31 protein-coding genes are annotated in these 25828 nt (G+C 34.1%); 24 read left to right on the top strand and 7 right to left on the bottom strand.

The window, feature by feature from the left end; translation table 11 throughout:
- Positions 1–272: 272 nt before the first annotated feature.
- Complete coding sequence (locus ACKI44_RS02910; RefSeq protein ID WP_407421372.1) at positions 273–455, top strand: class III signal peptide-containing protein; 183 nt, start codon at positions 273–275, stop codon at positions 453–455.
- Here ACKI44_RS02910 and ACKI44_RS02905 read toward each other — a convergent pair.
- Both ACKI44_RS02905 and ACKI44_RS02900 read right to left on the bottom strand, forming a co-directional pair.
- The gene (locus ACKI44_RS02905; RefSeq protein ID WP_407421370.1) at positions 448–1014 is read right to left on the bottom strand and encodes a TMEM175 family protein; all 567 of its coding nucleotides are present in this window, start codon (positions 1012–1014) and stop codon (positions 448–450) included. The two genes, ACKI44_RS02910 and ACKI44_RS02905, sit on opposite strands and share 8 nt — an antisense overlap.
- Entirely contained in the window at positions 1004–1576 is a 573-nt protein-coding gene (locus ACKI44_RS02900; protein WP_407421369.1) for a TMEM175 family protein, read from the bottom strand. Before ACKI44_RS02900 ends, ACKI44_RS02905 begins: the two co-directional genes overlap by 11 nt.
- 49 nt (positions 1577–1625) lie before the next feature.
- Between ACKI44_RS02900 and ACKI44_RS02895 the strand changes: the two genes are divergently transcribed.
- On the top strand, positions 1626–3038 hold the full coding sequence (locus tag ACKI44_RS02895) for a lactaldehyde dehydrogenase (RefSeq protein ID WP_407421367.1): 1413 nt from the start codon (positions 1626–1628) through the stop codon (positions 3036–3038).
- Positions 3039–3053: 15 nt separating this feature from the next.
- On the opposite strand, the gene ACKI44_RS02890 is transcribed toward ACKI44_RS02895, so the two are convergent.
- Positions 3054–3776, bottom strand: coding sequence for a tRNA-binding protein (locus tag ACKI44_RS02890; RefSeq protein WP_407421365.1), 723 nt, complete (start codon positions 3774–3776; stop codon positions 3054–3056).
- Between the two features lie 198 nt (positions 3777–3974).
- On the opposite strand from ACKI44_RS02890, the gene ACKI44_RS02885 reads away from it, so the two are divergent.
- The 4 genes from ACKI44_RS02885 to ACKI44_RS02870 are packed head-to-tail and all read left to right on the top strand — an operon-like array spanning position 3975 to position 6632.
- Positions 3975–4388 (top strand): PRC-barrel domain-containing protein, encoded by a 414-nt coding sequence (locus ACKI44_RS02885; RefSeq protein WP_407421363.1) that lies wholly within the window; start codon positions 3975–3977, stop codon positions 4386–4388.
- 52 nt (positions 4389–4440) lie between these two features.
- Positions 4441–5205: an aspartate dehydrogenase gene (locus tag ACKI44_RS02880; protein WP_407421361.1), complete on the top strand. Its 765-nt coding sequence runs from the start codon at positions 4441–4443 to the stop codon at positions 5203–5205.
- Positions 5206–5919: a tRNA(His) guanylyltransferase Thg1 family protein gene (locus ACKI44_RS02875; RefSeq protein WP_407421359.1), complete on the top strand. Its 714-nt coding sequence runs from the start codon at positions 5206–5208 to the stop codon at positions 5917–5919.
- Between the two features lie 11 nt (positions 5920–5930).
- On the top strand, positions 5931–6632 hold the full coding sequence (locus ACKI44_RS02870; protein WP_407421357.1) for a Mov34/MPN/PAD-1 family protein: 702 nt from the start codon (positions 5931–5933) through the stop codon (positions 6630–6632).
- 56 nt (positions 6633–6688) lie between these two features.
- Here the strand turns inward: ACKI44_RS02870 and serA are convergent, their stop codons facing one another.
- Positions 6689–8263 (bottom strand): phosphoglycerate dehydrogenase, encoded by a 1575-nt coding sequence (gene serA / locus ACKI44_RS02865; protein ID WP_407421355.1) that lies wholly within the window; start codon positions 8261–8263, stop codon positions 6689–6691.
- Positions 8264–8372: 109 nt separating this feature from the next.
- On the opposite strand from serA, the gene ACKI44_RS02860 reads away from it, so the two are divergent.
- Both ACKI44_RS02860 and ACKI44_RS02855 read left to right on the top strand, forming a co-directional pair.
- Positions 8373–8711, top strand: a complete 339-nt coding sequence (locus ACKI44_RS02860) for a heavy metal-binding domain-containing protein (protein WP_407421353.1) — start codon at positions 8373–8375, stop codon at positions 8709–8711.
- 30 nt (positions 8712–8741) lie between these two features.
- Positions 8742–9521 (top strand): hypothetical protein, encoded by a 780-nt coding sequence (locus ACKI44_RS02855; protein ID WP_407421351.1) that lies wholly within the window; start codon positions 8742–8744, stop codon positions 9519–9521.
- Here the strand turns inward: ACKI44_RS02855 and ACKI44_RS02850 are convergent.
- Entirely contained in the window at positions 9518–9910 is a 393-nt protein-coding gene (locus tag ACKI44_RS02850; RefSeq protein ID WP_407421349.1) for a hypothetical protein, read from the bottom strand. The two genes, ACKI44_RS02855 and ACKI44_RS02850, sit on opposite strands and share 4 nt — an antisense overlap.
- A 4-nt stretch (positions 9911–9914) precedes the next feature.
- A complete protein-coding gene (locus tag ACKI44_RS02845) occupies positions 9915–10847 on the bottom strand; it encodes a transcriptional regulator (protein WP_407421347.1) in 933 nt (310 codons plus the stop codon).
- Between the two features lie 71 nt (positions 10848–10918).
- On the opposite strand from ACKI44_RS02845, the gene ACKI44_RS02840 reads away from it, so the two are divergent.
- The 10 genes from ACKI44_RS02840 (at position 10919) to ACKI44_RS02795 (ending at position 20263) form a co-directional block, all read left to right on the top strand.
- A complete protein-coding gene (locus tag ACKI44_RS02840; RefSeq protein ID WP_407421345.1) occupies positions 10919–12178 on the top strand; it encodes a DUF1743 domain-containing protein in 1260 nt (419 codons plus the stop codon).
- 194 nt (positions 12179–12372) lie between these two features.
- On the top strand, positions 12373–13773 hold the full coding sequence (locus ACKI44_RS02835) for a DUF3100 domain-containing protein (protein ID WP_407421343.1): 1401 nt from the start codon (positions 12373–12375) through the stop codon (positions 13771–13773).
- A 168-nt stretch (positions 13774–13941) separates the two neighbouring features.
- Positions 13942–14838, top strand: coding sequence for a DUF3100 domain-containing protein (locus tag ACKI44_RS02830; protein ID WP_407421342.1), 897 nt, complete (start codon positions 13942–13944; stop codon positions 14836–14838).
- A gap of 1 nt (position 14839) precedes the next feature.
- A complete protein-coding gene (locus ACKI44_RS02825; protein WP_407421340.1) occupies positions 14840–15331 on the top strand; it encodes a hypothetical protein in 492 nt (163 codons plus the stop codon).
- A 68-nt stretch (positions 15332–15399) separates the two neighbouring features.
- The gene (locus ACKI44_RS02820) at positions 15400–16809 is read left to right on the top strand and encodes an MmgE/PrpD family protein (RefSeq protein ID WP_407421338.1); all 1410 of its coding nucleotides are present in this window, start codon (positions 15400–15402) and stop codon (positions 16807–16809) included.
- Positions 16802–17704 (top strand): peptidase, encoded by a 903-nt coding sequence (locus tag ACKI44_RS02815; protein ID WP_407421336.1) that lies wholly within the window; start codon positions 16802–16804, stop codon positions 17702–17704. The genes ACKI44_RS02820 and ACKI44_RS02815 overlap by 8 nt, the downstream gene beginning before the upstream one ends.
- 5 nt (positions 17705–17709) lie before the next feature.
- Positions 17710–18555, top strand: coding sequence for a fumarate hydratase (locus ACKI44_RS02810; protein WP_407421334.1), 846 nt, complete (start codon positions 17710–17712; stop codon positions 18553–18555).
- A 56-nt stretch (positions 18556–18611) separates the two neighbouring features.
- Positions 18612–19409, top strand: a complete 798-nt coding sequence (locus ACKI44_RS02805) for a citryl-CoA lyase (RefSeq protein WP_407421332.1) — start codon at positions 18612–18614, stop codon at positions 19407–19409.
- Between the two features lie 2 nt (positions 19410–19411).
- Positions 19412–19918, top strand: coding sequence for a nitroreductase family protein (locus tag ACKI44_RS02800; RefSeq protein WP_407421330.1), 507 nt, complete (start codon positions 19412–19414; stop codon positions 19916–19918).
- A 6-nt stretch (positions 19919–19924) separates the two neighbouring features.
- Positions 19925–20263: a hypothetical protein gene (locus ACKI44_RS02795; RefSeq protein ID WP_407421328.1), complete on the top strand. Its 339-nt coding sequence runs from the start codon at positions 19925–19927 to the stop codon at positions 20261–20263.
- Here the strand turns inward: ACKI44_RS02795 and ACKI44_RS02790 are convergent.
- Positions 20260–20595, bottom strand: coding sequence for a hypothetical protein (locus tag ACKI44_RS02790; protein ID WP_407421326.1), 336 nt, complete (start codon positions 20593–20595; stop codon positions 20260–20262). The genes ACKI44_RS02795 and ACKI44_RS02790 overlap by 4 nt on opposite strands.
- Positions 20596–20634: 39 nt before the next feature.
- Here ACKI44_RS02790 and ACKI44_RS02785 point away from each other — a divergent pair, with 39 nt between their 5' ends.
- The 6 genes from ACKI44_RS02785 to ACKI44_RS02760 form a co-directional block, all read left to right on the top strand.
- Entirely contained in the window at positions 20635–20985 is a 351-nt protein-coding gene (locus tag ACKI44_RS02785; protein WP_407421324.1) for a hypothetical protein, read from the top strand.
- Positions 20986–21160: 175 nt separating this feature from the next.
- Complete coding sequence (locus ACKI44_RS02780; RefSeq protein WP_407421322.1) at positions 21161–21475, top strand: HrpE/YscL family type III secretion apparatus protein; 315 nt, start codon at positions 21161–21163, stop codon at positions 21473–21475.
- An 11-nt stretch (positions 21476–21486) separates the two neighbouring features.
- Positions 21487–23490 carry a V-type ATP synthase subunit I gene (locus ACKI44_RS02775; RefSeq protein WP_407421320.1) on the top strand — a complete coding sequence of 668 codons (2004 nt, stop codon included), beginning with the start codon at positions 21487–21489 and terminating at the stop codon, positions 23488–23490.
- Between the two features lie 65 nt (positions 23491–23555).
- Positions 23556–24041 carry a V-type ATP synthase subunit K gene (locus tag ACKI44_RS02770; protein ID WP_303737796.1) on the top strand — a complete coding sequence of 162 codons (486 nt, stop codon included), beginning with the start codon at positions 23556–23558 and terminating at the stop codon, positions 24039–24041.
- 13 nt (positions 24042–24054) lie between these two features.
- Positions 24055–24666, top strand: a complete 612-nt coding sequence (locus ACKI44_RS02765) for a V-type ATP synthase subunit E (protein ID WP_407421318.1) — start codon at positions 24055–24057, stop codon at positions 24664–24666.
- A gap of 16 nt (positions 24667–24682) precedes the next feature.
- On the top strand, positions 24683–25828 hold a 1146-nt coding region (locus tag ACKI44_RS02760; protein ID WP_407421316.1), incomplete at its 3' end, for a V-type ATP synthase subunit C.

Here is a 25828-nt window from a genome sequence, read left to right as displayed (position 1 = left end):
CAAATCTATTTATAGATATTGATTTGTTTTTTCTAAAATTTTTTAAATATAAAATGTTTCGCCATTTCCATTGGAAAAATGATTTTGAAATCTGCTATGTTTTGCTTTCATGCAACAATCGTTATTTCCCATCAAAATTTTCCAAGCCAATCCTTGCCGGTGGATTTGAAATTCCCTCATCAAAGCAATATTTACTTTAAACAGTTATATTGTACGTAAAATAACAAAAGACTTATATTAAAGTGGGTATATAACTAATAATGGTGATTTAAATGGATAATAATGCCCAGGCATCTGCAGAATTTATTTTGTTATTTGGTGGTATAATGGTTGTCGTACTTCTTGCAGTTTATATGTATAAAAGATACATCAGTGATTTAAGCGGTGAAATCCAATCAAGGGAAGTGGCTGAATTCAAAAATAAATTAGGTGAAATATCAGAGTTATTTACCTGACCTGATATTTTGAAACAATCCACAAAACAGGTATTGAAACGAGACAGCATATAGTAATTGCTGGAGGATATACAAAATAACCTATTATATAACCTATTACCATTAATGTTATAGTTGAATAGATTGGTTTATGGCTTTGCAGTGCAACTTGAAGTGCAATGTTTCCTTTATCTGATTTTTTAAGATGTTCTGCAATAAACACGGATATTAATGCAGTTGCTAAAAAGTCAAGGCCGTAAAAGGCATGGGGAATGAATGAATTAAAGTTTTCCGCTACAAATATTGTCAAATAAGGCAAAAAGGATAGTATGAATAGGGCAATTCCCATAAGCCAAATAATGCTTGAATTAACTTTATTAACTATGTGGAAGAGGTTATTGTTATAGTTCCAAAAATTAAAGACAACTAAAAAGCTCAAAGCATAGATTATAAAGTCCAATTTCAATTCAAATAATGCTTCCCAGCTTCCGTTTGATGCCATAGGAATTTCCAAAACAATTATTGTCACTATGATTGCAAGAATAGCATCAATTAATGCTTCAAATCTTTCAGTCTCCATTTCCAGCCCTCCATCCTACACATATCCATATGAGTACTGCAATCAGACAGGATATGTAAATACCTGGTCTATAGACTGTGTAGGTTAAAATGAACCCGATAATGATTATTAGTAATGGACTTAATTGATAAAATGTTTTTTTGTCAGTTTCCTGTAAGAATTTATTATAAGGATTGCTTCTGTAAATTGCTTTAATCGATATGATATAAAGGATATTGGTACATACAAACAGTAATCCGAACATTGTCTCTGCAGGAAGGGAGTCCACATTTCTGGCAACCCACATCGTGAAATAGGGAACTAATGAAATTATAAAAGTCATAATTCCATAAATCCACACAACTGAATTGTCGATATTGTCAATTTTCTGGAATAGATTGTGGTTGTTATACCATATATTAAACAACGTTAAAAAACTAATTAGATAAGCCAGATAGGACACTCTCAAATCCCAAATTGCAGATAATGTAGGTTCTGCTGGTTGCTGTATTTTTAGAATCAGTACCGTTATTATAATCGCAATAATCGCATCGATAAATGTTTCAAATCGGGTTGTTTCCATAATATAATATTTTTACTTTAAGATATAAATAATTAAACAGGGTGATAAAATGGACATGCTAATCAATGGTGAACATGTAAGTGATATGGATAGTGAAGATGTTATAAATCCATATAACGGCGAAGTAATTGATACAGTACCAATAGCACATTTGAATAATGTTGATAAAGCTATCGAAGCAGCTAATAATGCTAAAGAATTCTTACAGGAAATGTCTGCTTTTAAAATATCCAATAAATTATATGATGTTTGTGAAAAACTTAAAGAAAATAAAGAGGAATTCGCTGAATTATTAACAAAAGAGGTTGGAAAACCAATTAATGAAGCTCTTGTGGAAATGGACAGGTCAATTGAAACATTAAAACTTGCAGCAGAAGAAGCCAAAAGAATCTATGGTGAATCTGTTCCATTGGATGCTGGATTGAACGGGAAAGGATTTTTCGCATTCACACAAAGATTGCCTTTAGGTGTGGTGGCCGCAATAACGCCATTTAATTATCCTTTGAATTTAACAATCCATAAAATTGCACCAGCAATAGCTGCTAAAAATACTGTTATTATCAAGCCACCTACTGATGCGCCATTAACGGTCATGAAATTTGCTGAACTTGTAAATGAAGAGTTTCCTGCAGGTGTCATTAATGTAATAACGGGATACGGTTCAGAAGTAGGTGATGCATTGGTTGCTTCTGATAAGATTGATAAGATTTCATTTACTGGAAGCGTACCGACAGGATTGATGATATCTCAAAGGGCAGGAATGAAAAAGGTAACCCTTGAACTTGGCGGAAATGATCCGTTGATTGTTCTTGACGATGCAAAGGTTGATGCCGCAGTAAAAGGTGTCATCAATGGAGCATATTTAAATGCTGGTCAGGTATGTATGGGAGTTAAAAGAATAATCGTTCAGGAAGGAATTTACGAAGAGTTTAAATCCATACTGGTTGAAGAAACTTCAAAAATTAAAATGGGAAATCCTATGGATAAAACAACACAGCTTGGAACATTAATAAGTGAAAAAGCAGCTCTTCAAGTAGAAGAAAGTGTAAACAATGCCGTTAAAGCAGGTGCTGAGATATTAATAGGCGGAAAGCGTGACGGTGCATTTTATGAGGCAACGGTCATTGATAAAGTAACTCCAGATATGGATTTGGTAGTCAATGAAACATTTGGTCCTGTAGCACCGTTAATTAAAGTTAAAACAGTTGATGAAGCAATACAGATTGCAAATGCAACAGAATACGGCCTTCAGGCAGGGGTATTTACAGAAAACTACAGAAATGCTTTAGGGTGTGCTAATGAAATTGAAGCAGGAACAGTTTTTGTAAATAAACAGTCCACGTTCAGAACCGATAACATGCCGTTCGGAGGTTTTAAAAGTAGTGGGTGTGGAAAAGAAGGTATTAAATATGCTGTTGAGGAAATGACTAAAACAAAACTGATTGGTTTAAATTTAAGATAAAAACAGTTTGGAAGCTTATTCGAGATAAGCTTCTACTAAATTTCTTGTTTCGTTTAAGGATTCCATTGGAATTCCTTTTGGCATCTGTCCTAGTTCTCCGTCAACTTCTTTTAGGATGCTTCCTCCCATTCCTAAAAACATTCCTTCACTGACAGTGTCCATGAATGTCTGTGGAGGAAGTAGTGAAACGCCAACCTTGTTTCCTTCTTTAACATTTAAATCATTTGTAACAACGGTTATTGCACGTTTTCCCAAGTTAACATTACATATCATTAATGAATCGGCCTTAGGGTGTTTTGTAACGCTCATTACTTCACCAACTCTAATGTCAATTCCAATAATCGGATTGTTAATCGGACCTAGTGCCAAACGGTCCTTAAGGCCTAATAATGTATCAATAAAGAATCTCACTTTTGCAATGTTTTCTGCGGTTTTTTCACGGTCTTCTTTTGGTGCTGCATTTAAGAATGCCTTATTCCAGCCTTCCCCGCCTAAACATTCTACAATGGTTTCTGTTTTTTCTGTTAGGCTTGCAACATCAGGTGAGTTAACAAGGTCATCTCCTTCAAGATATGAGTAAATTAATGATTGAAAATCACTGTTCATTTGTTTTCCTGTTTCAACAGCAAGTTTTTTATTCCAATTACCTCTAAATGATGCTGTCGGAATTAAATTTAAGTAATTTTCTCTTGCTTTGTTTGCCACTAAAATTCTATAATCTTTACTTGTGTCCCACAATGTTTAGTCTCCTTTCAAATAATAATTAATATAATATTAAACTCGATGTTTAATAAGACTTTTGTTATTATTTTTTTAATTTAACTAATTTTATTAGTGAAATTTTGTTTTTGAACAAAAACTATTTATATAAACAAATAATATAAACTTATACATATTTATTTAGTTAATTATTATAAACTAATCTGTGGTGTTATAATGGTAGAAGTTTCAAATTTACGTAATTTAAGTATATATACAAACACTGGTCATTATGTTGGACAAGTAGAAGACATTGTTTTAAATATTAGATTAGGAACCATCTCAAAATTACAAGTAAGAGCAGTTGAACCTGAAAGAAAACAAATAGGTTTACTTGATAATATTAAAGGTGCTTTTCAAGGAATTCCTGAGGAAAATGTTGGTGCAAGATCATTCCAACATGACTTATTAACTGTTGATTTCGATAAAGTACAGGCTATTGGGGACATTATGTTAATTAACCCAAGAGATATTAAAAAAGTTAATCCAGAACCACCAGTGCCTGAGTCTGTTGCTCCACAGCAAGTTCCAAAACCTGAAACTGAACCACAATTTGAAAATAAACCTAATTTTGAATCTGAAAGATTATAATTTCAATCTTTCAACTATTTTTTTATTTATTAATTCTTTTTAAGTGATTTTAATGAAAGTAGGTATTATCGGATGCGGAGCTATTGCCAACATTATTGCAAGCAGGATAGTTCCTGAAGACAATGATATTGAGATTAAATATTTTTTCGATAAGGATATTGAAAGGGCAGAAAATTTGGCATCATTTGCCGGTGGTGTAGCAGTAATCAACTTGGAAGACATGCTTGATGATGTTGATTTGGTCTTGGAATGTGCTTCACCGGAGTCCGTTAAATTACTGGCACCAATGATTTTGGAAAAGGGAATTGACATGATTATAATGAGTATTGGTGCTTTTATGGATAAGGACTTTTATACTAAAACATATAATTTGGCTAAAAAGAATAATGCTCATATTCACTTGCCTTCAGGGGCAATTGTCGGTTTGGATGGTATTAAGGCAGTTGCGGATTTCGGTTTAAAGGAAATCACATTGGTTACCCGCAAATCCCCTAAATCATTAGGTAAGGATATTGATGCTGAAGAGGTATTGTTTGAAGGAAAAGCATCTGAAGCCGTAAAGGAATTCCCGTTAAACATTAACGTGGCTGCAACAATTAGTATGGCATGTAACAGGGACATTGACGTTAAAATCATTGTTGATCCTAACGTTGACCGTAATGTTCATGAAATTACTGCAAAAGGTGACTTCGGTGAGTTTAAAACAACAACAATGAATCATCCTTGTGCTGCGAATCCAAAAACAAGTATGCTTGCAGCTATTTCTGCAATTAAATTGCTTAAAAGTTTCAATGAAACAATTTCTGTTGGTTTATAAATGAAGGAATATGAAATTTATTCTGATTTGAGAGTTCCTGTTAATTCTAAAATCATTGTTCGGTTAGATGGCAGAAGTTTCCATTCATTTGCCCAAAATATGAAACTTACAAAGCCATATGATGACAATTTCTATAAAGTGGTAGTGGAAGTGTCAAAGGAGTTATTTGAAGAGTTTTCTCCTCTTTTTATCTACACTTTTTCAGATGAAATCAGTATTCTTTTGGATAAAATTCCCTTCAACGGCCGCATTGAAAAGATAAACTCAGTAATGGCCAGTTTCACATCATCCTCTTTTACTTTAAATTACGGTGTGAAATTTCCAAAGGCTGTTGCTTTTGATTCAAGGGTCATTCCAATAACTGATGATAAGATTTATGATTATTTTAAATGGAGGCAGGATGAGGCCTGGAGAAACTGCGTAAACGGATATGGAATCCATTTTTTAAAATCCAAATACTCTTCTAGCCAAGCCAATGAAAAAATAAACGGACTTGGTTTGTCTGACATTCATGAAATGTTGTTTCAAAACGGCATTAATTTGAATGATGTTGAAACCTGGAAAAAAAGAGGTATCGGTGTTTATAGAAAAAATAAAGAAGTTACAGGTTTTAATAAAAAGGAATGTAAAGAGCAGACTTCCTATCGAAGATTCATTCATGTTGACTGTAATTTGCCTATTTTTACAAAAGAATTTTTTAATGAGTTATTCTAAAAGGTTAAACTATGAGTTTTTTATCAAAAATATTTAATAGTGATGATGTGGAAGAATTTGATGAAATTTGTGTGGATAGGGAAGTCCTGGATGCTGTAATCTATTATGCTAAACAGTCTTATCCTAATGAATTTTTAGCGTTCTTTGATGGTGAAATTAAGGATAGAAAACTTTATATTTTGGCTCTTATTTTTATCCCTGGTGAAACCGGCTCTACGGGTGCTGTTGTTCACACTGAAATGCTGCCTCCAACCATGAAATATTGGGGATCTGTCCACTCACATCCTGGGCCAAGTGCCAGTCCTTCAGGTGCGGACTTAAAGACATTTTCAAAACATGGTATTTTTCACATGATTGTGTGTCTGCCATATAGCTATGCTACCTTCAAAGCATATGACAAATATGGAAGTCCTTGCAAATACGTTGTAGGTGATTACAGTGATATGTTTGATGAAGACATTGATGATTTCTTTGATGAAAGTGATGTTTTAAAAGAAGGTGAAGTCATCAAGCCGGGATTTTTTGATGAGGATGCAAACTTTGATGATGAACCCAACACTGCATATGAAGAATATGAAAAGCGTAGCATGCCAAAAAACAATATAAAAATAATTTCAAACAATTCTCTAGAACCGATTATTATTCCAAATGACGGTTCATTAAAAATAGAATTTGATGAAAACGGCAATATCAAAAGGATTTCTAAAAAATAACTTTTTTTTGATGGTTAAAAAGAAAAAAATAAAAAACAATATGGTGAAATTGTTTTTTATAATTCTAATCCAATAGCTTCGTAAACGTTATCTAACTCTTGGATTTCTTTAATTACTTCTGTTGGAATTTCTTTATCAAGTGTTAAGACCATGATTGCTCTTCCACCAGCTTCATCTCTTCCAACTTGCATAATTCCGATATTAACGCCATATTCGCCTAGTTTAGTGCCGATTGAACCGATACTTCCAGGTATATCTTCGTATTTTGCAATGAACATGTGTCCTTTAGGAATTACGTCAACCCAATAATCGTTTACTTTTAAAATTCTTGCTTCGTGTAAGGTTGTTCCTTCAGCGGAGAATTCATCACTATTTGTTTTAGCTTTTACTCTGATTAATGATTCATAACCTTTAGCGTTGGTTTTTCTGCCTTCGGTAATGTTGATTCCACGTTCTTTAGCCACAAGTGCTGCGTTAACTGCATTTACAGGTGAGCTTAAGAACGGATTGACTGCTCCTTGAATAACAGTTCTTGTTAACATTTCCAAATTGTCTATTTTTGCGAGTTCTCCACTGTAAACAATTTCTAAATCTTTGATTTTACCGTTAACAGCCTGTGAAATGAAACTACCTAATTTTTCACAGATTTCAAAGTACGGTGATAATTCCTGATAAGTTCTATTATCAATTCTTGGCATGTTTAAAACATTGCGAGGGGTTCCGTCTTTGAATAAATTAATAATTTCATCAGCCACAATAATAGCTGCATCTCTTTGTGCTTCTTTAGTTGAAGCAGCAATATGTGGAGTTAATACTATATTGTCTAATTCAAATAATTTGGAATCTTCTGCAGGTGGCTCTTCTTCATATACATCAAGTGCTGCTCCTGCAATCTTATCATTTTTAAGTGCATCATATAATGCTTCTTCATCAATGATTCCACCACGTGCACAGTTTGTAATGAATGCGGTGTCTTTCATCATTTCAAATTCGTTATGTGAAATTAAATGTTTGGTTTCAGGGGTTAACGGTACGTGAATTGTAATGAAATCAGCTTTTTTAAGTACAGTTTCCAAATCGGTTAATTCCACGCCCATTTGGGTAGCAACTTCTTCAGGTAAGTATGGATCGTATGCAACTGCATCCATTTCAAATGCTTTACATCTGTTAACTACCTGTGAACCGATTCTTCCCATTCCGATTACACCGAGAGTTTTGTTTCTGAGTTCAACACCCATGAATCTTTTCTTTTCCCATTTTCCTTCTTTTACAGATTTGTCTGCAATGGATAATTTACGTGCTAGGGAAAGTAATAATCCCATTGTGTGTTCAGCTACAGTAATGGAAGTTGATTCCGGTGAGTTAACTACCATAATACCTTTTTCGGTAGCTGCATCCAAATCAATGTTGTCTACTCCAACACCGGCTCTTGCAATTATTTTTAAATTGTCAGCTTTTTCTATAACTTCTTTTGTAACTTTTGTCCTACTTCTTACAATAATTCCATGATATTCATGGATTGTATTAACTAATTCTTCAGGAGTAATGCTGGTATCGACTGTAACTTCAGCTACTTCCTTTAAATTTTCTATTCCTTTCTCATTAATTGCGTCAGCAACGAGTACTTTCATTATTTCACCATATTAAATATGTTTTGTAATATTATCATAAATATTAATTAAATATATATATTTCTTTGTATTTAAAATTTAATTGTAAAACTTAAAAAAGGTGAAAATTATGGTATCTGTTGAAGAATTTGCAATATCAACTGCTAATGATATTCCGGGATTTAAGGTTGTTGAAACTAAAGGATTTATATATGGGTTAACCGTTAGAAGCAGAGGTGCCGGTGGACAAATCGGTGCGGGAATTAAATCCCTCTTCGGTGGTGAAATTACTCAATATGTAAAAATGATGGAAGAATCAAGAGATGAAGCATTATCAAGAGCTATTGATCATGCAAAAGAATTGGGTGCAAATGGAATTGTAGCTATTCGTTTTGACTCAAATGAAATTTCCGATGTAATGCAGGAAATTTTGGTCTACGGTACTGCTGTTGTAGTTGAAAAAGAATAATCAAAGGCGATTTTTATTTTTGAAAAAAATTTGGATTTTAAAGAGAAATCTATTCCTGAGACTATATTAGGTTATGGCCCATTCATGGCCGAACCATATTACGGTCACAGATCAAGATTATACTACGAAGATTTATACACACAGCCTGAAAGCATGGCAGAGGTTATTTTAAATGCCTATGACTGTGGCGTAAGGGCAATTAATTTAATCAATGATGAAAATATCCTTAAGGCATTTGATCTGGCATGTGAAAACGGCTGTGACATGAAGGTTATCGCAACTGTCGGAAAGTCCGAAATAGATTATTTGAATCCTAACTATGAGGTTGCCTGCGAAGCCGACTGGGAAGGAGACATTGAACTTTTTTCAGCTTATGATGCTCCAGTCATGCTTGTAGATGAGTTTATAACTGACGCATACAAATGGAATTTGACCTCTAAAATTTTAACTCAAATCAATGATTCCGGTTCACTGTCCGGTTTAATCACCGCTTATCCATATAGAACAACAGATTTACTTAAAGATAATATTGATATGGATTTGTTTGATTTTTATATGCTTCCTATAAACAGTTTTGCCTATATGATGGACACCCCTTCATTTTTAAAGGCGCAAAGGGCTGAATTTAGGGAAAAAATTCTTGATTTGAATAAAAAAATAATTGCATGCCGTGTATTGAGCGTCGGCATTCAAACGCCTGATGAGGCATTTACTTTTCTAAATTCTTTGGATTTCATTAATCTGGTAACATTTGGTGTGGCAAGCGTTGATGAAATAAAAAAAGATATGGAAGTTTTAAAAAGTTTCTAGTCATTAAAATGAATTACATCATATTCCTCAAAAGGAACAATATTCATTATTTTAAATTCTTCATTTAAGCTTTTTAATCCTTCATGTAAATCTTTAACATTTTTATTTGATGGTTTTTTTCCTGTAATCTGCAGGTATTGTCTTGGTGTAATTTCACAGTATTTGCAGTCAAAATTGCAGCATCTGTCCTTTTCTTCACATCCGTAGCCTTCAAGGTCTTCGTGAGTTCCTATCACAATGTCTTCTAAAATCCTTGAAACCCTTTCGTCTGCTGCAAACATAGCTATTTTTTGAGAATATCCGCATATTCCAATTGCTTTTTGACCTCTAAAATTACAAACCCATTTGATAGGGTAATTTTCCATGTCAGGAATTCTTAAATCTTCCATATTATCACTGATTTTCTTTTCTTTCTCTAATTAGTTTCAATAATTCTTGTGAACGTTCAAACTCTTTCAGTTCCCAGGATTTGATGACAGGTATCGTTCCAAGGGATTCCTTAATCTTATCGTTATTGATGATAAAGACAGGCTCTGATGAAGTAATCATAGATAAATCCTTTAGGGGAACAGCCATTCTCTTTAAAGTTTTCTGGCTTCTGTTTTTTTCAACATTAGCTATTAATGATGAGTTTTTATCTTTTGCAACAGCGTCAAACGGACTTTTATTTGTGGAAACCACTCCATAACCGAGTTTTGACAGATCTTCTGCTCCTTCACCTGTTGCATGATACTGAATTTGGTCTTCCTGGCTGTATTTCAATATGTCAATGTCTAATGTAACCTTTGTGTTCAATATCTCTTCCAGTATCATTGCCGTTTCGGCATTGGCCCGGACGATTTCATTTTCATATTTATACATCGTAGCTCTTGAAACGTGGGCAAGATCGGCCAAGTCTTTCAATGACATTGAATATTCTTCACGGTACTGCTTTATGACATTACCGTCAATTTTAACGAAATATCCTCCCCTGTCAGCCAATATTTCAGGATATTCCTTGTATATTATCATATTTTTCAATGTTTCAAAGGAAATGGTTGGAATATCATACCTTTCATAGATTACTCCCTCTTCCAGAAGGCCGTTTCTGGATTTTGCCCCAACTATTATCGGGGAAGCTAAAAAGATATTGGCCAGCTGCTTCATTTCGTGAGTATTTTTTTCATTAACGCTGTCAATATTGACAAAGGTTTTTAAAAGTAAAATTAATAGGTTTTTACGAGCAACAATATCAAAAGAACCTTGATCATAAATATCTGAGGTTTTATAGCCCTCTGAAATTAATAATCTTTCAATTTCTTGCAGCATTCTACTTCGTGTCAACATATTATACAACCATTTAATTTTGCTTAAAAAATTATATATTACTTTTAGGTATAATAATTTAATGTAAAAAGGTGGTTATAATTAATTATTTATATATTGGAATTGACGATACTGATTCTCCCGACGGCATGTGCACGACTTATCTGGCATGCCACATTATCCGGAAACTCAAAGAGAATGACATTGATATTGTAGGCTATCCTCGCCTTATAAGATTGAATCCTTTTGCCCGCTTTAAAACAAGAGGAAATGGTGGGGTTTCATTTAAAATCATCAATGATGAAAAAGCGGATTTGGCTAAAAAAATTGTTTTGGATGAAGTTTCAGCTCTTTCCATGTTTGATTGTGATAATACAAATCCTGGCGTTATCTTTTATGACGGGGAAATCACCTCTGAAATGGGGGATTATGCCTTCAGGGCAATCTATGAATTCATTACAATTGATGAAGCAGAAGAGTTTGGAAAATCTGTAGGCTGTGAAATCCATAAATTCAAAAAGGGAAGAGGAATTATCGGATCTATTGCAGCAATCAGTCTGCCTTTAAGTGATTATACCTATGAACTCCTTGCTTATAGGGCTCCTGAAAATTACGGCACCAAACGCCAGATTGATTATGGCTCCGTAATCAAAATGGATAAGGAGACTTTCCCGGACACCTTTGAAAACGTGGATTACGCTGAAAACTACATTGCAATTGAGCCTAAAACCCCATGTCCTGTTTTATATGGGATTCGTGCAAATGATGATTCGATTTTAAATAATGCTTTGGATATTGTTAAAGTGAATGAACCGATTGAAGATTACTGTATCTTTTTAACCAACCAGCACACTGACATGCATATTCAAAAGGCGGACAATATCTCTCAAATGAAGCAATACGGATGTTATGAAATTACCTCTACCGTAAAGGACAGGCCTCATGTAATTGATGGCGGACATATGTTTTTTACAGTATTTGATGAGACCGGCGAAATTGAATGCGGAGCCTATGAACCGACAAAGGATTTTAGGGCAATTGTTTCTCATTTACGTCCTGGTGATATCATAAAGCTTTATGGTGGAATCGGTGAGCAGAATACATTCAACATTGAAAAGTTTCAGGTTCTTGAGTTGAATGATGTTGAATATAAAAACCCTGTCTGCGAGTGCGGAAAAAGAATGACATCTGCCGGAAAGGGTAAAGGTTTCAAATGTAAAAAATGCGGAAAAAGAATAAAATCTTCACAAAAAGTGTCTATAAAAATAGATAGATTTTTAAATAATGGTCAGTTTTATGAAACTCCAGTCAGTGCACGCAGACACTTATCAAAACCACTTTGCAGAATGTAATTTATTTAAATAACTCTTTTTTATTTTTATTTTAAAATTTAATTAATTTTAAATCGAATTTTATTGTTCACTTTTTAGGAACTTTAAATCACTTTTTTCCTATTTTTTCTTCCTAATTTTGGAAAAAATGGGAATAAAATCATAGGGGTTTATATACATCTTTTTTTATAGTTTACTAATATAATTGGAAACTATTGCATCCGATATACATATTTGTTGGAGGGGATTTTATCACTAATCAGACACATCCATATAGAGAAAAAACAGATAGGGCTGTTAAAAAGAGACCCCCGTGGGTTGAATATAATTTGCATTTCATTGTTTTTGTTTTAGTCATAATTTCAATGCTTATTGGTGTCATTGAGATTCAGATAACTGATACTATTCAAATAGTTTTATTACCGTTATTATATGCTTTGGTTATGAGTTTAGCTCTTTTTTTACTAAAACCTTTTAAATTCATTGGCAGTAAACAATCTAAAGTGGCTGAAGGAGTAATGGTTATATTTATTGGAGTTTTGATTGCTAAATTAGCAATTTCAAGCGGTCAATCTATAGATGATATTTTTAATGTGGGTCCTGCATTGATTTTACAGCAATTCGGAGATTTGGGGACTCTCATAGCATTGCCTGTTGCTTTACTCTTGGGTTTTAGAAGAGAAGTTATCGGTATGACAAGTTCCATCTGTCGTGAACCCAATTTGGGAGTTATCATTGATAAATTTGGTTTCAAGTCTCCTGAGGCACGTGGAGTTTTAGCGATTTTTGTAATAGGATCGATTATCGGTACTGCATTTATCAGTCTTTTGTCAAGTATCTGTGTTTCCGTTTTACCTATTCATCCGTATGCTTTTGCAATGGCCTCAGGTATTGGTAGTGCGAGTATGAACGCCGCATCTCTGGCTTCAATATCCCATGTTTTTCCGTCAATGGCTACTGAATTTGAAGCTTTTGCCGGCTGCAGTAATCTTCTTTCATTCTGTTTCGGTATTTATATGTGTATTTTTGTTTCCATACCTCTTGCAGAAAAATTATATGCATGGCTATCTCCCCATATATTGAAGGGTGATGAAGAATCTATTGATGATGAATATGACATTCAGGGAGTAAAGCAGGATGAGTACATTTCCAAAGAGGAATTGACTTTCGGCAAACTCAAAAGATGGGGCTCATTGCTTTTAGTCTTTTCAATTATTGTAACTGTTGGAAATGTTATAGGTTATAATTCTCCAATAATAGATTCTTTTATTGGAATGATGATAGTTTCCCTTATCACTATTGTCGGAATGTCTCTTGAAAGGCTTATTCCCTTTGAAATTCAGTCAATTATCTACATTAGTTTGATCGGTATAATTATAGCTATTCCTGGTGTTCCGACATCCAATTTTGTTATCCATTATGTTTCACAAATCAATTTGGCCACCATATGTACTGCATTTTTAGCTTATGTTGGTATTGCTATAGGTAATGACTGGGGTGAATTTAAGAAAATCGGTTGGAAAGGAATTATTATTGCCATGATTGTAATTTCTGGAACTTATTTGGGTTCTGCAACTATTGCACATCTGACATTGTTTGCTACAGGAATGATTTAATCTTTTTTAAAAAAATAATTAATTCTCATTTTGAGAATTTTTTCTATACATTTATTTCACTAATAGTGAATTTTGGGATTTAAATCTTATCAATTTAAATATTAGATTTAAAGAAAAATATAAACTGTATTAATAATGTTCATTATAATATTACAGTAATTACTAGAGTTGATTTTTATTCCAGATAAGGGCAATGATGGTCAGGTTGAACACATTTATCGTGAAAAAACCGATAAAAGGATTTTAAGGAAAAATCCATGGAGAGATATCCGATTACATGGTACTGTATTAGTTTTAGTAATAATTGCTGAATTAATTGGAACAATAACAATTCCTATTACAAAGGATGTTGCCATAACTATCATGCCTTTAATTTACACAATTATTCTGGGACTTGCTTTTTATTTAATAAAACCTATCAAATGGATTCATAGAAGACAGGCACGTATTGCTGAAGGGGCCATGATGCTTTTTATAGGTGTTTTGATTGCAAAATTAGCTATTTCAAGTGGTCAGTCAATAAGTCTGATTTTTGATATGGGTCCGGCATTAATATTGCAGGAAATAGGGCATCTGGCAACTATTTTAGTGCTACCTATTGCTCTTCTTTTAGGATTTAAAAAGGAAGCCATTGGAATGACAAATTCCATTGGTCGTGAGCCGAATGTTGCGGTAGTCGTAGATAAATATGGATTCAACTCTCCAGAATCAAGAGGGGTATTTGCGATATTCATTATCGGTACTGTTATCGGTACTATATTCATCAGCTTTTTGGTTACTTTTTCATTATCCTTCCTGCCTCTGCATCCATATGCATATGCTATGGCCAGTGGTGTGGGAAGTGCCAGTATGAATGCAGCAGCTATTGGACCGACTTTGGCGGCGTTTCCTGGTTTGGAAACTCAAATTGAAGCCTTTGCAGGATTCAGTAATTTGCTTTCATTCTGTGTAGGTATTTATATTGTAATATTTATTGCTCTTCCGTTAACTGAAAAAATCTATAATTGGTTGGAGCCAAAAATCGGAAAGAAATCCCTTGTAAAAGTTCCGGAGGAGGAAGACTAATATGCCTGATTTGATTGACGGAAGTGAAGCTGTTTCTGTTCACGGTATTTTAAATTGGATTTTGCTGTTAGCCATATTTTCAATGATAACTGTTATAGGTAATTATTTGGGTTATAAGCATCCAATGACTGATTCCTTAATTGGAATGGGGATATTGTCCCTCATTACTCTTGCGGGCGTATGGATGGAAAGAGAACTGCCGTTCAATGTGTCCTCTATTCTTTATATAAGTGTCATCGGTATAATTTTAGCATTTCCTGGCATGCCTACCTCTGAATTTGTGCTTAAGTATGTTTCTCAGGTTGAACTGTTATCCATCGTTACAGTATTTTTGGCTTATGTAGGTATTGGAATGGGTAAAAGCTGGGATGAATTCAAGGCTCTTGGATGGAGAGCAATTGTTATAACTGTTTTAGTCATTGCAGCTACATATTATGGAGCAGCTATTGTAGCACATATCGTTCTTGTGTTAACCGGTGTTCCAGCGGCTTAAATCCATTTTTCATTTTTTTAAGATAACTATTTAAGATTATTCATACAAAAATAATGTTTGAGATTATTATGTTTTTACAAGATATTTCTAAATTCATTTCAAATTATCGTTATGAACAAGCTACTGTTGAGTCAATCAATACTATAAAAGCAGCTTTTCTTGATTTTATCGGTGTAACATATAGGGGAGCTAATGAAAACTCTCCAGCAATAGCCTTTAACACTATTAATGAAATATTTCAGAAAAATGATGCTTTTGGTTTGGAGGCATCAATCATCGGAAAGCCTGGCGTAAAAACCAATGTGCTGAATGCGGCTTTTATTAATGGTATTTCAGCTCACGTATTGGAATTGGATGACGGTCACAGACAGGCACAGGCACATTTGGGCTGCGTTATTTTCCCAACAGCTTTGGCTTTATCTGAAGCTTATGGTTTAGGTGGAAAGGAGTTTTTTGAAGCAGTTAATGTAGGTTATGAAGTTGGAATTTTACTTGGAAAACTCGTTAATCCTCGCCATAGAGATAATGGTTTTCACACCACAGGTACAATAGGAACATTCGTTTCGGGAGCTGTGGCATCCAAACTGCTTAAACTTGATGAATCCCAGACATTGAATGCTTTGGGATTATGTGGTACTCAGGCTGCAGGCCTTTTGGAATCAGATCATGCTGGAAGCATGGGCAAGGTTCTCCATATTGGAAAGGCAAATTATAATGGAATTTTATCTGCTTTTCTTGCAAGAAATGGTTTTACTGGTGCTGAAACTATAATTGAAGGATCTGAAGGATTTCTAAAAACAATGGTTTATCATGAAGATTTTAACAGTGAGGATTATTCATTCGATTCAATTTTAGAAGATGTGGGTACGGTTAAGGTAAGGGACATCTATTTCAAAAAATATCCCTTCTGCAGACATCTGCACTCTTCCATAGACACTGCGCTGAAATTAAGGACAAGTCTGGGTGAAGAGTATGTCCATATTGAAAATGTTGCCGTTAAAACATATGACGTTGCAGCAGACCACAACAATTTTAATCCGAAGAATTTGGAAGAGTTAAAGCAAAGCCTTCCTTATGCAGTGGCCATTACATTGGTCATGGGGGAAGTTGACATTGACATGCTTGACAGGCTGGTCGAATATGGATTATTTGAAAATTATTCCACTGTCGATAAAGTAAATAACATTAAGAATCTTGTCGATAAAATGATTATTCTAAAGGATGAAAAATTAAACGATTTATATCCTAATAAAAGACCTTCCAATGTCATCATTAAATTGGATGAGGAATTTAGAAACGGAGTATTTCAAAACATCACATTTATTCCGAAAGGAGATTTTGAAAATCCATATGACTTAAGCGAACTGATTGATAAATTCAAAAGCTTAAATCCTAATTACAATATAAATAATCTTGTCATTATTGATGAGCTGGATAATTATTCAATGACTGATGTTGTTGGGGTTTTAAATGAATAATACTAAAGATTTTTTAAGACAGATTGGCATTGATGAAGTTGATTCGGGATTTGTATCAGATAAAAGATTTGAAGATGGAGGCCAATTCAGATTTGAAGTTCCTGGAATCCAATCACCAAAAACAATGAAAGCACTTTTGGATGAAGCTGGAAGGCAGGACCTGGTAATCCATAGGGTAACTCAAACCAAGGGAATAATGCTCCTTACAGATGAGGAAATTGCTGAAATGGTTGGATTGGCAAAAGAATATGGTTGTGAATTATTTTTGTCCGTTGGACCGAGAGCAACTTATGACACCTCCGCTACAGTCCATACAAAAGAAGGCAGTAGAATCGGTTATCGTTTAAGAGGTTATGACAACCTGGTTTATGCGATAGAGGATGTTAAAAGAGCAGTTAGCCTTGGTGTTCGTGGAATATTGTTGTATGATGAGGGTCTGTTGTATGTCCTGAACCAGATGAGGGAAACGGGTGAACTTCCAGAAAATCTTCACTTTAAGATGTCTGCCCATACAGGACACGGAAATCCCGCATCCGCTAAAGTTCTTGAATCCATGGGTCTTAATTCAATCAATCCTGTTCGGGATTTACAAATTCCAATGCTTGCATCAATTAGAAATGCAATTGACATTCCAATTGATTTACATACTGAAAATCCAAAATCAACCGGCGGTTTTATAAGGCATTATGAAGTCCCTAAATTCATTGAAGTTGCCTCTCCAGTCTATTTAAAAACTGGAGGTTCTGTTGCAGCCAACCATAACTGGGACACTACCGAAAAAGAAGCCATCGCAAGAATAAAACAGGTCAAACTGGTTGAAAGAATGATTAAGCAATATTTGCCTGAAGCGGTAATGTCTCCTAAAAGGTCTGATGATTTGGCTATTCCTGAGTGATAACGATGGATATTGTTGATAAAGTATCTGATTCTATAATTAAAGCAAGCACTAACCTGTCCGAGGATAAAAGGAATGCTTTAAAATCAGCTATTGAAAATGAAAGTAATGAAAATGCTTCCTGGGCATTAACTCAAATTTTAGAAAACTATGAAGTCGCTCAAAAAACAAAGTTTCCATTGTGTGACGATACAGGCATTCCACATGTAATAATTGAAATGGGCTCAGATAGACAAATTACTCCTGATTTAATTTCACAGATTAATGAAGGGATTTATCAGGGATTAAATAAACTTCCGGCAAGACCAATGGCCGTTAAAGGCAATTCTATCGAGAAAATTGAACAGTCACAGGGATTATATGAAGATCCAGGATTAATGAAACCCTCCTCTTTTTTGATTGACAATGCCGAAAACCCTGATACATTGAACATTCATTTTTTATTGCAGGGCGGAGGGCCTGAAATAAGGGCAAAAACTTACAGAGTCTATCATAAACGTTCTTTCGAGATAGTTATTAATGAAGCTATAGATTGGCTTAAAGATTCCTTAAAACTTCTGGGATGCACTCCTTCAATTCCCGCCATAGGTATAGGCCGAAGTCATTATGAAGCATCATCATTAATGTTAAAATCAATGGTATATGGAAATCTGGATGATTTAAGTGATGAGGAAAAGTATGTTACTCAAAAACTGAATCAAACAAATATAGGTCCTTTAGGTTTTGGGGGCAATACCACAGTTTTAGGTACTTTCATTAAAATTGGAAATCAAAGGGCAAGCGGAGTTCGCATAGTTTCTGTTAGACCATCCTGTTTTGTTGAACCTAGAAAAGCAACCTTGAGATTGTAATATTTCCCTGAAAAAATACTATAACATTTATAAACATATTAAATTATATTTTAATCATGCAAGAAAATAATTTCCATGTAAATGAACACTCTTTAAAAACTACCATTTCTAAGGTAGAACCCAATAAATTAACCACAAGAGGATATAATCAGCAGGATTTAATTGAAAAAATCCGATATGCTGACATGATTTATTTGATTTTAAAAGGAAGATTGCCCTCAGTTAAAGAAAGTAAAATGTTTAATCATGTGCTGGTGTCCTTTTGTGATCATGGCGTAACCCCGCCAAGCACTCAAACCGCAAGAATCATAGCTTCATCAGGCTCTCCTTTAAACTCAGCAGTTGCAGGAGCGCTCCTTTCATTTGGACATAAGCATGCTGGAGCTATAGAAAAGACTATGGAATTATATCAGTCCCGTATCAATTCATTAATTCTAACTGAAGACAGTGATTTGGACAATAAACAGATTGCAGGGCTGGCCATTGACATATATAATGATTATGCCTCAAAAAAGGAAAAGGTTCCAGGTTTCGGCCACAGGTACCATACATCAGATCCGAGAGCTGAAAAGTTAATTCAAATAGCAATTAAAGAGGGATTCGTAGGTCCTCATATAAAATTGGCAATAGCTCTTGAAGATTTGCTATATCATAACAAGGGAGTTAAACTCAATGTCGATGGTATTAATGCAGCTATTTTATCAGATTTGGACTTCACACCGGATTTGGGATTGGGAATTTTTATAATAGGTCGTGTTCCGGGAATTATTGCTCATATTCATGAAGAAAAAATGGATGAAGATGAATTCAGACGTTTTTGTGATTTGGATGATATAGTCTATGGAGGTCATTAAAAATGGAATTTGATGATGTTATCAATAAAAGATATAGTGTGAGAGGATATTTGGATAAGGAAGTTGAAAAGGAAAAACTTGATTATGTTTTAAAAGCAGCAACCATTGCTCCTACAGGAGTCAATTATCAGCCTTTTAAGGTTTATGTCATTGATACCAGGAAAAACAAGGAGGCATTATCTGAAATCTATTCTGCTCCTTGGTTTACAGAAGCACCTTATGTATTGTGTGTTGTTGCAAAAACCGATGAAGCATGGGTTAGAAAATGGGACAATAAAAACATTTCAGACATTGATGCTACTATTGTAATGGATCATATCATTTTGGCTGCAACAAGCGTTGGGCTTGGAACATGTTATATTGCAGCATTTAAGCCGGATAAGGCAAGAGAATTCTTACAATTAAAGAATACTGAAGAGCCGGTACTTTTCACACCTTTAGGTTACGGCAATGCTGAACCAAGAGAAACCCCAAGAAAAGAAATTGATGAATTTACCGTTTATTTATAGATTAATATGGATTTGTTTATTCTAAAGGCGGACAGTTCAAAGGAAATGAATGAAATCACCGATGAATTGTCCCAGCAAAAATTTAAGAAAATACAGGAAGAAAGCCATTTCATTTTAATGAAAAAGAACAGGTATGGAAACTACTATGTCCATATCCTCTTTTTGATGATTGGTCTCTTTTTCGTTTATTTGGCCTTGCTTGTAAATGTTGTATACTTTACATATAGCTATTTATGGGCTTCACCACATGTATTGGTCACTACAGATACAAAATCTGAATCCGGTGAAGATTTAGAATTTAATACAATGGAAGAAGTTCTTGAAAAGGCAAATAAACTGTTTTAGGATATGATTTCTTCAACATCATATTCCTCTATTTTTCTTATTATCAGTGGTGTTGAAATGCTTGGATTATCGTATTCTGATTCTTCACCTATTTTTGCATTGACAAAGACTTCATTGACCTGTGGCTCTAAAAACAGTGTTAAAATATCATTTCTGAACTCATCATATTCCTTTTGAACCTGTTCATCAGCTATTTTTAACACAGGAAGCTCTTCTGTCCATATGTCTCCTCCGGGAGAGAATTTTTTGTCTTTTAATTGATTTTCGTCAATCTCGCCATCAAGCATCATTTCAAAATTTCTGTTAAGTATTATCCAGACACATCTGTTCATGATTAATAGTTATATATTAAGTTAGTTAAATATTGATGTATGTCTCGTATTAAAACTTTTAAAATGCTTGGGATGCTATTGGCTGTTGTGTTAATAATTGTTGGAATCCTTCCGCTTATTCGAGGGGAAGTTTTAACCAATGATAGTATCGCTACATCAATTATCCTTATTCTTTTGGGTATTGCATACATTATCATTACTTTTAAGCCTGAATGGACAAAGGCAGTATTTTTCTTTGAAGGTATTGTTATTGGTGTTGTAGGTTATACGATACTTGCATTTCCATACAATATTGGCTTTGCTATAATCGGTATTATTATCATTGCAATCGCTGTTTTAGCTTATTTAATGAAATTACCTAAAGGAATCCTTAAATTCTTCTATAGGTAATATTTTTTTCCTTTATTTTTTTTAATTCTTTTTTTTAACATATTTATTTATAAAAATATTATTTTTTTGTTATCATTTTTTAGTTTAAGTCATGATTTGTTTTATTTTTTAGAAAAATATAGTAAAAGATATATATTAAGCATAATAAAAATTAAATATACCATGGTGATTTATTATGGCAGAGATATCAGACCCAATCGCAATGATAAAAAAAGCTGAATCTGATGCTGAACAACTCATAATTGATTCAGAATCACAATCAAAAGATTTAATTAATGAATCAAGAGTGAAAGCTGAAGAAATTATTTCAGAAGCTAAAAAATCAGCAGAAGAGGAAGCTAAAAATACTGTTTTTGATGCAGAAGATAAAGCTAAAGAAGAAGCTAAATCTATTGCTGCTAGCTCTGAAAATGATGTAAAATCATTAAAAGATGCTGCTATGGCAAACGTAGACGAAGCTGCTTCAATTATTGTCAAAAATATTTTGTAGTGTGAGAATATATGTTCAAGACAGCTAGAATGCGAAAAATTAGAATAGTTACGCTGGAAAAGTACGTAGCTCCTACAGTGGATGCGCTCCACGAACAAGGGCTAGTGCAAATCAGCGATATTTCTGATAGTATTCAGCAAGATCCTGAATTAGCGGAATTAGTAACTCCTGCAAAGGCTACTCCTTACACTGGTAAATTATCTTCACTTTTAATGAAAACAAACGGTATATCTGAACTTTTGGGAAATTCTTTATCAGAAGGCCATGGGATTAAAGATACTTTAATGTCTTTCATTAGTCCAGATTTGCCAGTCCAGAAAGAAGTTGAAGATTTGGATACTGAAGCTTTTATTGCTAAAGCTGAAGAGACTTTAGACCAGGTAGGAAGTAAGACTCATGTCATTGAGGGAAAATTAGCCGCTCTCGACTCCGAAACAAGTGAATTAAAGTCTAATAAAAGTTTAGCTAGACACTTATCTAATTTTGACATGGATTTAGCTCTTTTAAAAGATTCTAAGTACACTTCTACAACTGTTGGAAGGATTAATGTTGAATCTGCTTCAGAAATCAAAACTAAATTAAGTAACTTGACTGATGAATTAGATATGTTTACAGTCCCAAGCGATGATAAAGATTATGAAACTATCGTTGTGGTGACTTTAAAAGAATTTAGCGATGAAGTTTACGCAACTCTTCGTAAATTCGACTTTGAGAAAATTGAAATAGGAAACGTTGAAGGTACTCCTCAGCAGATTATTTCAAATGCTGATGCAAGATTATCAGCCATTGAATCAGAACGTTCAACTGTTAAATCAGAATTAAGAGTTGTCGCTGAACAATGGGATGATGAAATATTAGCACTCAAAGAGCAAATTGAAAATGAAAAAGAAAAGAACGAGATTCTTTCTGCATTTGTTCAAACCAAAGATGCTTACATGCTTGAAGCATGGGTACCTGTTAAAGATACCGAAAAAGTTGAACAGTTAGTAGAAAAAAGCTCTGATGGTCACTGTGCCTTTGAATTAATTGAAGTCGAAGGAACAGATGATGAAAATGTACCTATTTTACAAAAAAATGGGTGGTATTCAAAACCTTTCGAATACCTTGTCGATATGTACTCACCAGTACGTTATAATGAAATCGACCCAACCATATTTGTTGCAATTATGTTCCCAATATTCTTCGGGTTCTGTTTAACTGATGCAGTTTATGGATTAGTTGTATCCATTATTGGTGTTGTTTTATTAAGAGGAATGGGTAAAGTCGATAAAACAATGAACGCCTTTGGTTGGATTTTAATTTGGTCTGGTTTATGGGCCGTTATCCTAGGTCTTATAACTAATGGTTTCATAGGAGATTTCCCAGAAAGAATTATGGGATTCAGATTACCAACAGTATTCGCTCCTGTAGAAGCATTTAAACATCCAGATACTATCTTAATAATTGCAATCGCAATTGGTGTCGTTTATACCAATATTGGTTTCATTATTGGAGCTATTGATAATTTCAGATACGGTAACAAAAAAGAAGCTATCGGATCTCAATTATGTTGGTTTGTTTTAGAAGCTGGTGTTATATTATTAGCACTTGGTTACTTAATGCCTGCAATCGGTATGATTGGAATGGCGTTGGGTGGCGTTTTAATACTTGCATGTATTGGAATGCTTGTTTATGCTAATGGTGCATATGGAGTAATGGATATATTCGGATTTATGGGAGATGTATTATCTTATGCTCGTCTCTTAGCATTATGTTTAGCTACAGGTGGTATTGCTATGACAGTTAACATCTTAGCTCAAATGATTGATAATATGGTTCCATTTGTTGGAATAGTCCTTGCAATATTTATCTTTATATTTGGTCATATTGCAAACTTCGCTTTCCAAGTATTAGGTGCATTTATTAACGCTTTGCGTTTGAATTATGTTGAATTCTTCTCCCAATTCTTTATGGGTGGAAAAAACAAATTCGAAGCTTTTAAAGCAAATAGGACATTTACTAAAACTAAAAATTAAAAATTTTTCATTTAAATTTAAATTAAAAAATATAAAAATCAATATTATTTAAAGGTGAATTAAATATGGTAGAAATTGCTTTAGGTACTGCTTTAGCAGCAATTGGTGCTGGAGTAGCAATTGGTTTTGCTGGATTAGGTTCCGGTTTAGGGCAAGGTATGGCAGCTGCTGGATCTGTAGGTGCAGTTGCAGAAGATAACGATATGTTTGCTAGAGGTATTATTTTCTCTGCATTACCAGAGACTCAGGCTATTTATGGGTTCTTGATTGCAATCTTATTACTCGTTTTCTCCGGATTATTAGGTGGAGGAAATGGATTAAGTGTTGAAGCTGGTCTTGTAGCTATTGGTGTAGGTGCATCCATTGGTTTCGCTGGATTAGGTTCCGGTATGGGACAAGGTATTGCTGCATCCTCATCTGTTGGTGCAATCGTAGAAGACAACGACATGTTCGCACGTGGTATTATTTTCTCTGCATTACCAGAGACTCAGGCTATTTACGGTTTCTTGATTGCTATTTTACTCATGGTATTCGGTGGAATCTTAGGTTAAGGAGGCAATTTATATGAGCTCAGGCACAGATAAAATTGTTTCAAGCATTATGTCTGAAGCCCAAGGGAAAGCTGATATAATCATGCAAGACGCAAATGCAGAAGTTGCAACAATTACTGCAAATGCTGAGAAAACTGCAGAATCAGAGAAAAATAAAATTTTAGATAATGGTAAAAAACAATCTGATATGAGATATCAGCAAATTATCTCTGAAGCTAAGATGAATGCTCGTAGAGCAAAATTAGGCGCTAAAGAAGAAGTAATTGAAGCGGCTTTTAATCAAGCAACTGGAGAATTAAAAGCTAAAGCAGCTGATGGTGATGATGATTATAAAGATTCATTAGCAAAAATGATTCAAGAAGCTGCTAGTGAAATTGGTCATAATGATTTAATTATCCATTTAAACGAAGCCGATACAAATACATTTAAACAAGATTTATCTTCAGGCGACAGTTTTGAAATAGATGGCATTAAATTCACTTTAGGCGAACCTATCAAGGCTATTGGTGGAGCTATCTTAAAAACTAGTAATGGGGATATTGAAGTAAATAATACAATAGAAGCTAGATTAGAAAGATATAAAAGTATCTTACGTAGTGAAGTTGCTGAAGTTTTATTTAAATAATTAGGAGGATAAATATATGGCAGATGAAATTGCTACCTTAATAAGTTCTGTAGGACTAACACAGGAAACATTTCTTGTATTTTGTATTATAGCAATACTTGTTGTAGGTGCAGTCGTTGTAATCATTACATCTAGACCAATTTTGGACATTTATCCTTATCTTAACCCAAGTGCAAGAGTAAGAGCTAGAAAAGGAAGATTATTTGACGAAAAACAAATTTCTGAAATTGTTGAAACAAACAATATTGAAGAAGTTGAAAACTATCTCAAAGGTATTCCTGAATATGCTGATGTTTTAGACGAGTACCCACTCGATAAGGCATTGGATGTTGAACGTGCTAATACTTATGACTTCGTTGCAAGATTAGCTCCTAAAGATATCAAAGATCCATTTGTTGTAATGTCTAAAAAAGCAGACATCGACAATATAAAAAGTCTTTTGACCGCTAAGGAAGTTGGCCTTTCAGCCGATGAAACAAGAGAATTATTAATCCCTTGCGGATCATTATACGAGGATTTAGAATCTTTAGCCGATGCTGGTGATGTAACTGAAATAGTCACAAGTTTAGATAACACAGAATATGCTACAGCTTTAGAAGATGCTCTTCCACAATATGAAGATACTAAAATGATTCTTCCATTAGAATCTGCTTTAGATAAATATTATTTGGGCAAATTATTACGTTCTACTGATGTTCCTTCAGATGAAAATAAACAAATTTTATATTCCTATGTTGGAACTCAAGTTGATGTAGCTAATCTTAAACTAATTATAAGGGCAAAAGAAGATGGCCTCGACTATGATGCAATCGCTCCTTATATATTAGAAGAAGGATACCAATTACGTGAATGGAAACTTAAAGATTTAATGGAATCTCCGGATGTTACCAATGTTGTGTCCGGTCTGGAAGGAACAAAATATGCTGATGCATTGACTGACGTAATGGCAGTATACAATGAAACTGGTTCAGTTGCAGTATTTGAAAAGGCATTGGACACTTACACTTCCGAATATTCAAAATCTTTAGCATCTAAAAAACCATTAGGTATTGGTCCAATTATTGGTTATTTAAGTCAAAAAGAAAGTGAAATCAAAAATTTAAAAATTATTGCAAGAGCAAAAAGAGAAGCAGACTTCCCTAATGCTAAAATCATGGAGATG

This window comes from Methanobrevibacter sp., assembly GCF_045646205.1.
Classification (GTDB): domain Archaea; phylum Methanobacteriota; class Methanobacteria; order Methanobacteriales; family Methanobacteriaceae; genus Methanocatella.
Note: the sequence above shows the minus strand (reverse complement) of the source record. Positions and strands in the feature narration are given on the sequence as shown.

Coding starts and splice junctions, on each gene's coding strand:
- ACKI44_RS02765 (WP_407421318.1), top strand. CDS start 24,055: ATGAGCTCAGGCACAGATAAAATTGTTTCAAGCATTATGTCTGAAGCC.
- ACKI44_RS02805 (WP_407421332.1), top strand. CDS start 18,612: ATGCAAGAAAATAATTTCCATGTAAATGAACACTCTTTAAAAACTACC.
- ACKI44_RS02785 (WP_407421324.1), top strand. CDS start 20,635: ATGTCTCGTATTAAAACTTTTAAAATGCTTGGGATGCTATTGGCTGTT.
- ACKI44_RS02860 (WP_407421353.1), top strand. CDS start 8,373: ATGGTATCTGTTGAAGAATTTGCAATATCAACTGCTAATGATATTCCG.
- ACKI44_RS02795 (WP_407421328.1), top strand. CDS start 19,925: ATGGATTTGTTTATTCTAAAGGCGGACAGTTCAAAGGAAATGAATGAA.
- ACKI44_RS02770 (WP_303737796.1), top strand. CDS start 23,556: ATGGTAGAAATTGCTTTAGGTACTGCTTTAGCAGCAATTGGTGCTGGA.
- ACKI44_RS02845 (WP_407421347.1), bottom strand. CDS start 10,847: ATGTTGACACGAAGTAGAATGCTGCAAGAAATTGAAAGATTATTAATT.
- ACKI44_RS02820 (WP_407421338.1), top strand. CDS start 15,400: ATGTTTTTACAAGATATTTCTAAATTCATTTCAAATTATCGTTATGAA.
- ACKI44_RS02905 (WP_407421370.1), bottom strand. CDS start 1,014: ATGGAGACTGAAAGATTTGAAGCATTAATTGATGCTATTCTTGCAATC.
- ACKI44_RS02900 (WP_407421369.1), bottom strand. CDS start 1,576: ATGGAAACAACCCGATTTGAAACATTTATCGATGCGATTATTGCGATT.
- ACKI44_RS02895 (WP_407421367.1), top strand. CDS start 1,626: ATGGACATGCTAATCAATGGTGAACATGTAAGTGATATGGATAGTGAA.
- ACKI44_RS02775 (WP_407421320.1), top strand. CDS start 21,487: ATGTTCAAGACAGCTAGAATGCGAAAAATTAGAATAGTTACGCTGGAA.
- ACKI44_RS02800 (WP_407421330.1), top strand. CDS start 19,412: ATGGAATTTGATGATGTTATCAATAAAAGATATAGTGTGAGAGGATAT.
- ACKI44_RS02885 (WP_407421363.1), top strand. CDS start 3,975: ATGGTAGAAGTTTCAAATTTACGTAATTTAAGTATATATACAAACACT.
- ACKI44_RS02825 (WP_407421340.1), top strand. CDS start 14,840: ATGCCTGATTTGATTGACGGAAGTGAAGCTGTTTCTGTTCACGGTATT.
- ACKI44_RS02790 (WP_407421326.1), bottom strand. CDS start 20,595: ATGAACAGATGTGTCTGGATAATACTTAACAGAAATTTTGAAATGATG.
- ACKI44_RS02815 (WP_407421336.1), top strand. CDS start 16,802: ATGAATAATACTAAAGATTTTTTAAGACAGATTGGCATTGATGAAGTT.
- ACKI44_RS02780 (WP_407421322.1), top strand. CDS start 21,161: ATGGCAGAGATATCAGACCCAATCGCAATGATAAAAAAAGCTGAATCT.
- ACKI44_RS02850 (WP_407421349.1), bottom strand. CDS start 9,910: ATGGAAGATTTAAGAATTCCTGACATGGAAAATTACCCTATCAAATGG.
- ACKI44_RS02870 (WP_407421357.1), top strand. CDS start 5,931: ATGAGTTTTTTATCAAAAATATTTAATAGTGATGATGTGGAAGAATTT.
- ACKI44_RS02910 (WP_407421372.1), top strand. CDS start 273: ATGGATAATAATGCCCAGGCATCTGCAGAATTTATTTTGTTATTTGGT.
- ACKI44_RS02875 (WP_407421359.1), top strand. CDS start 5,206: ATGAAGGAATATGAAATTTATTCTGATTTGAGAGTTCCTGTTAATTCT.
- ACKI44_RS02880 (WP_407421361.1), top strand. CDS start 4,441: ATGAAAGTAGGTATTATCGGATGCGGAGCTATTGCCAACATTATTGCA.
- serA (WP_407421355.1), bottom strand. CDS start 8,263: ATGAAAGTACTCGTTGCTGACGCAATTAATGAGAAAGGAATAGAAAAT.
- ACKI44_RS02810 (WP_407421334.1), top strand. CDS start 17,710: ATGGATATTGTTGATAAAGTATCTGATTCTATAATTAAAGCAAGCACT.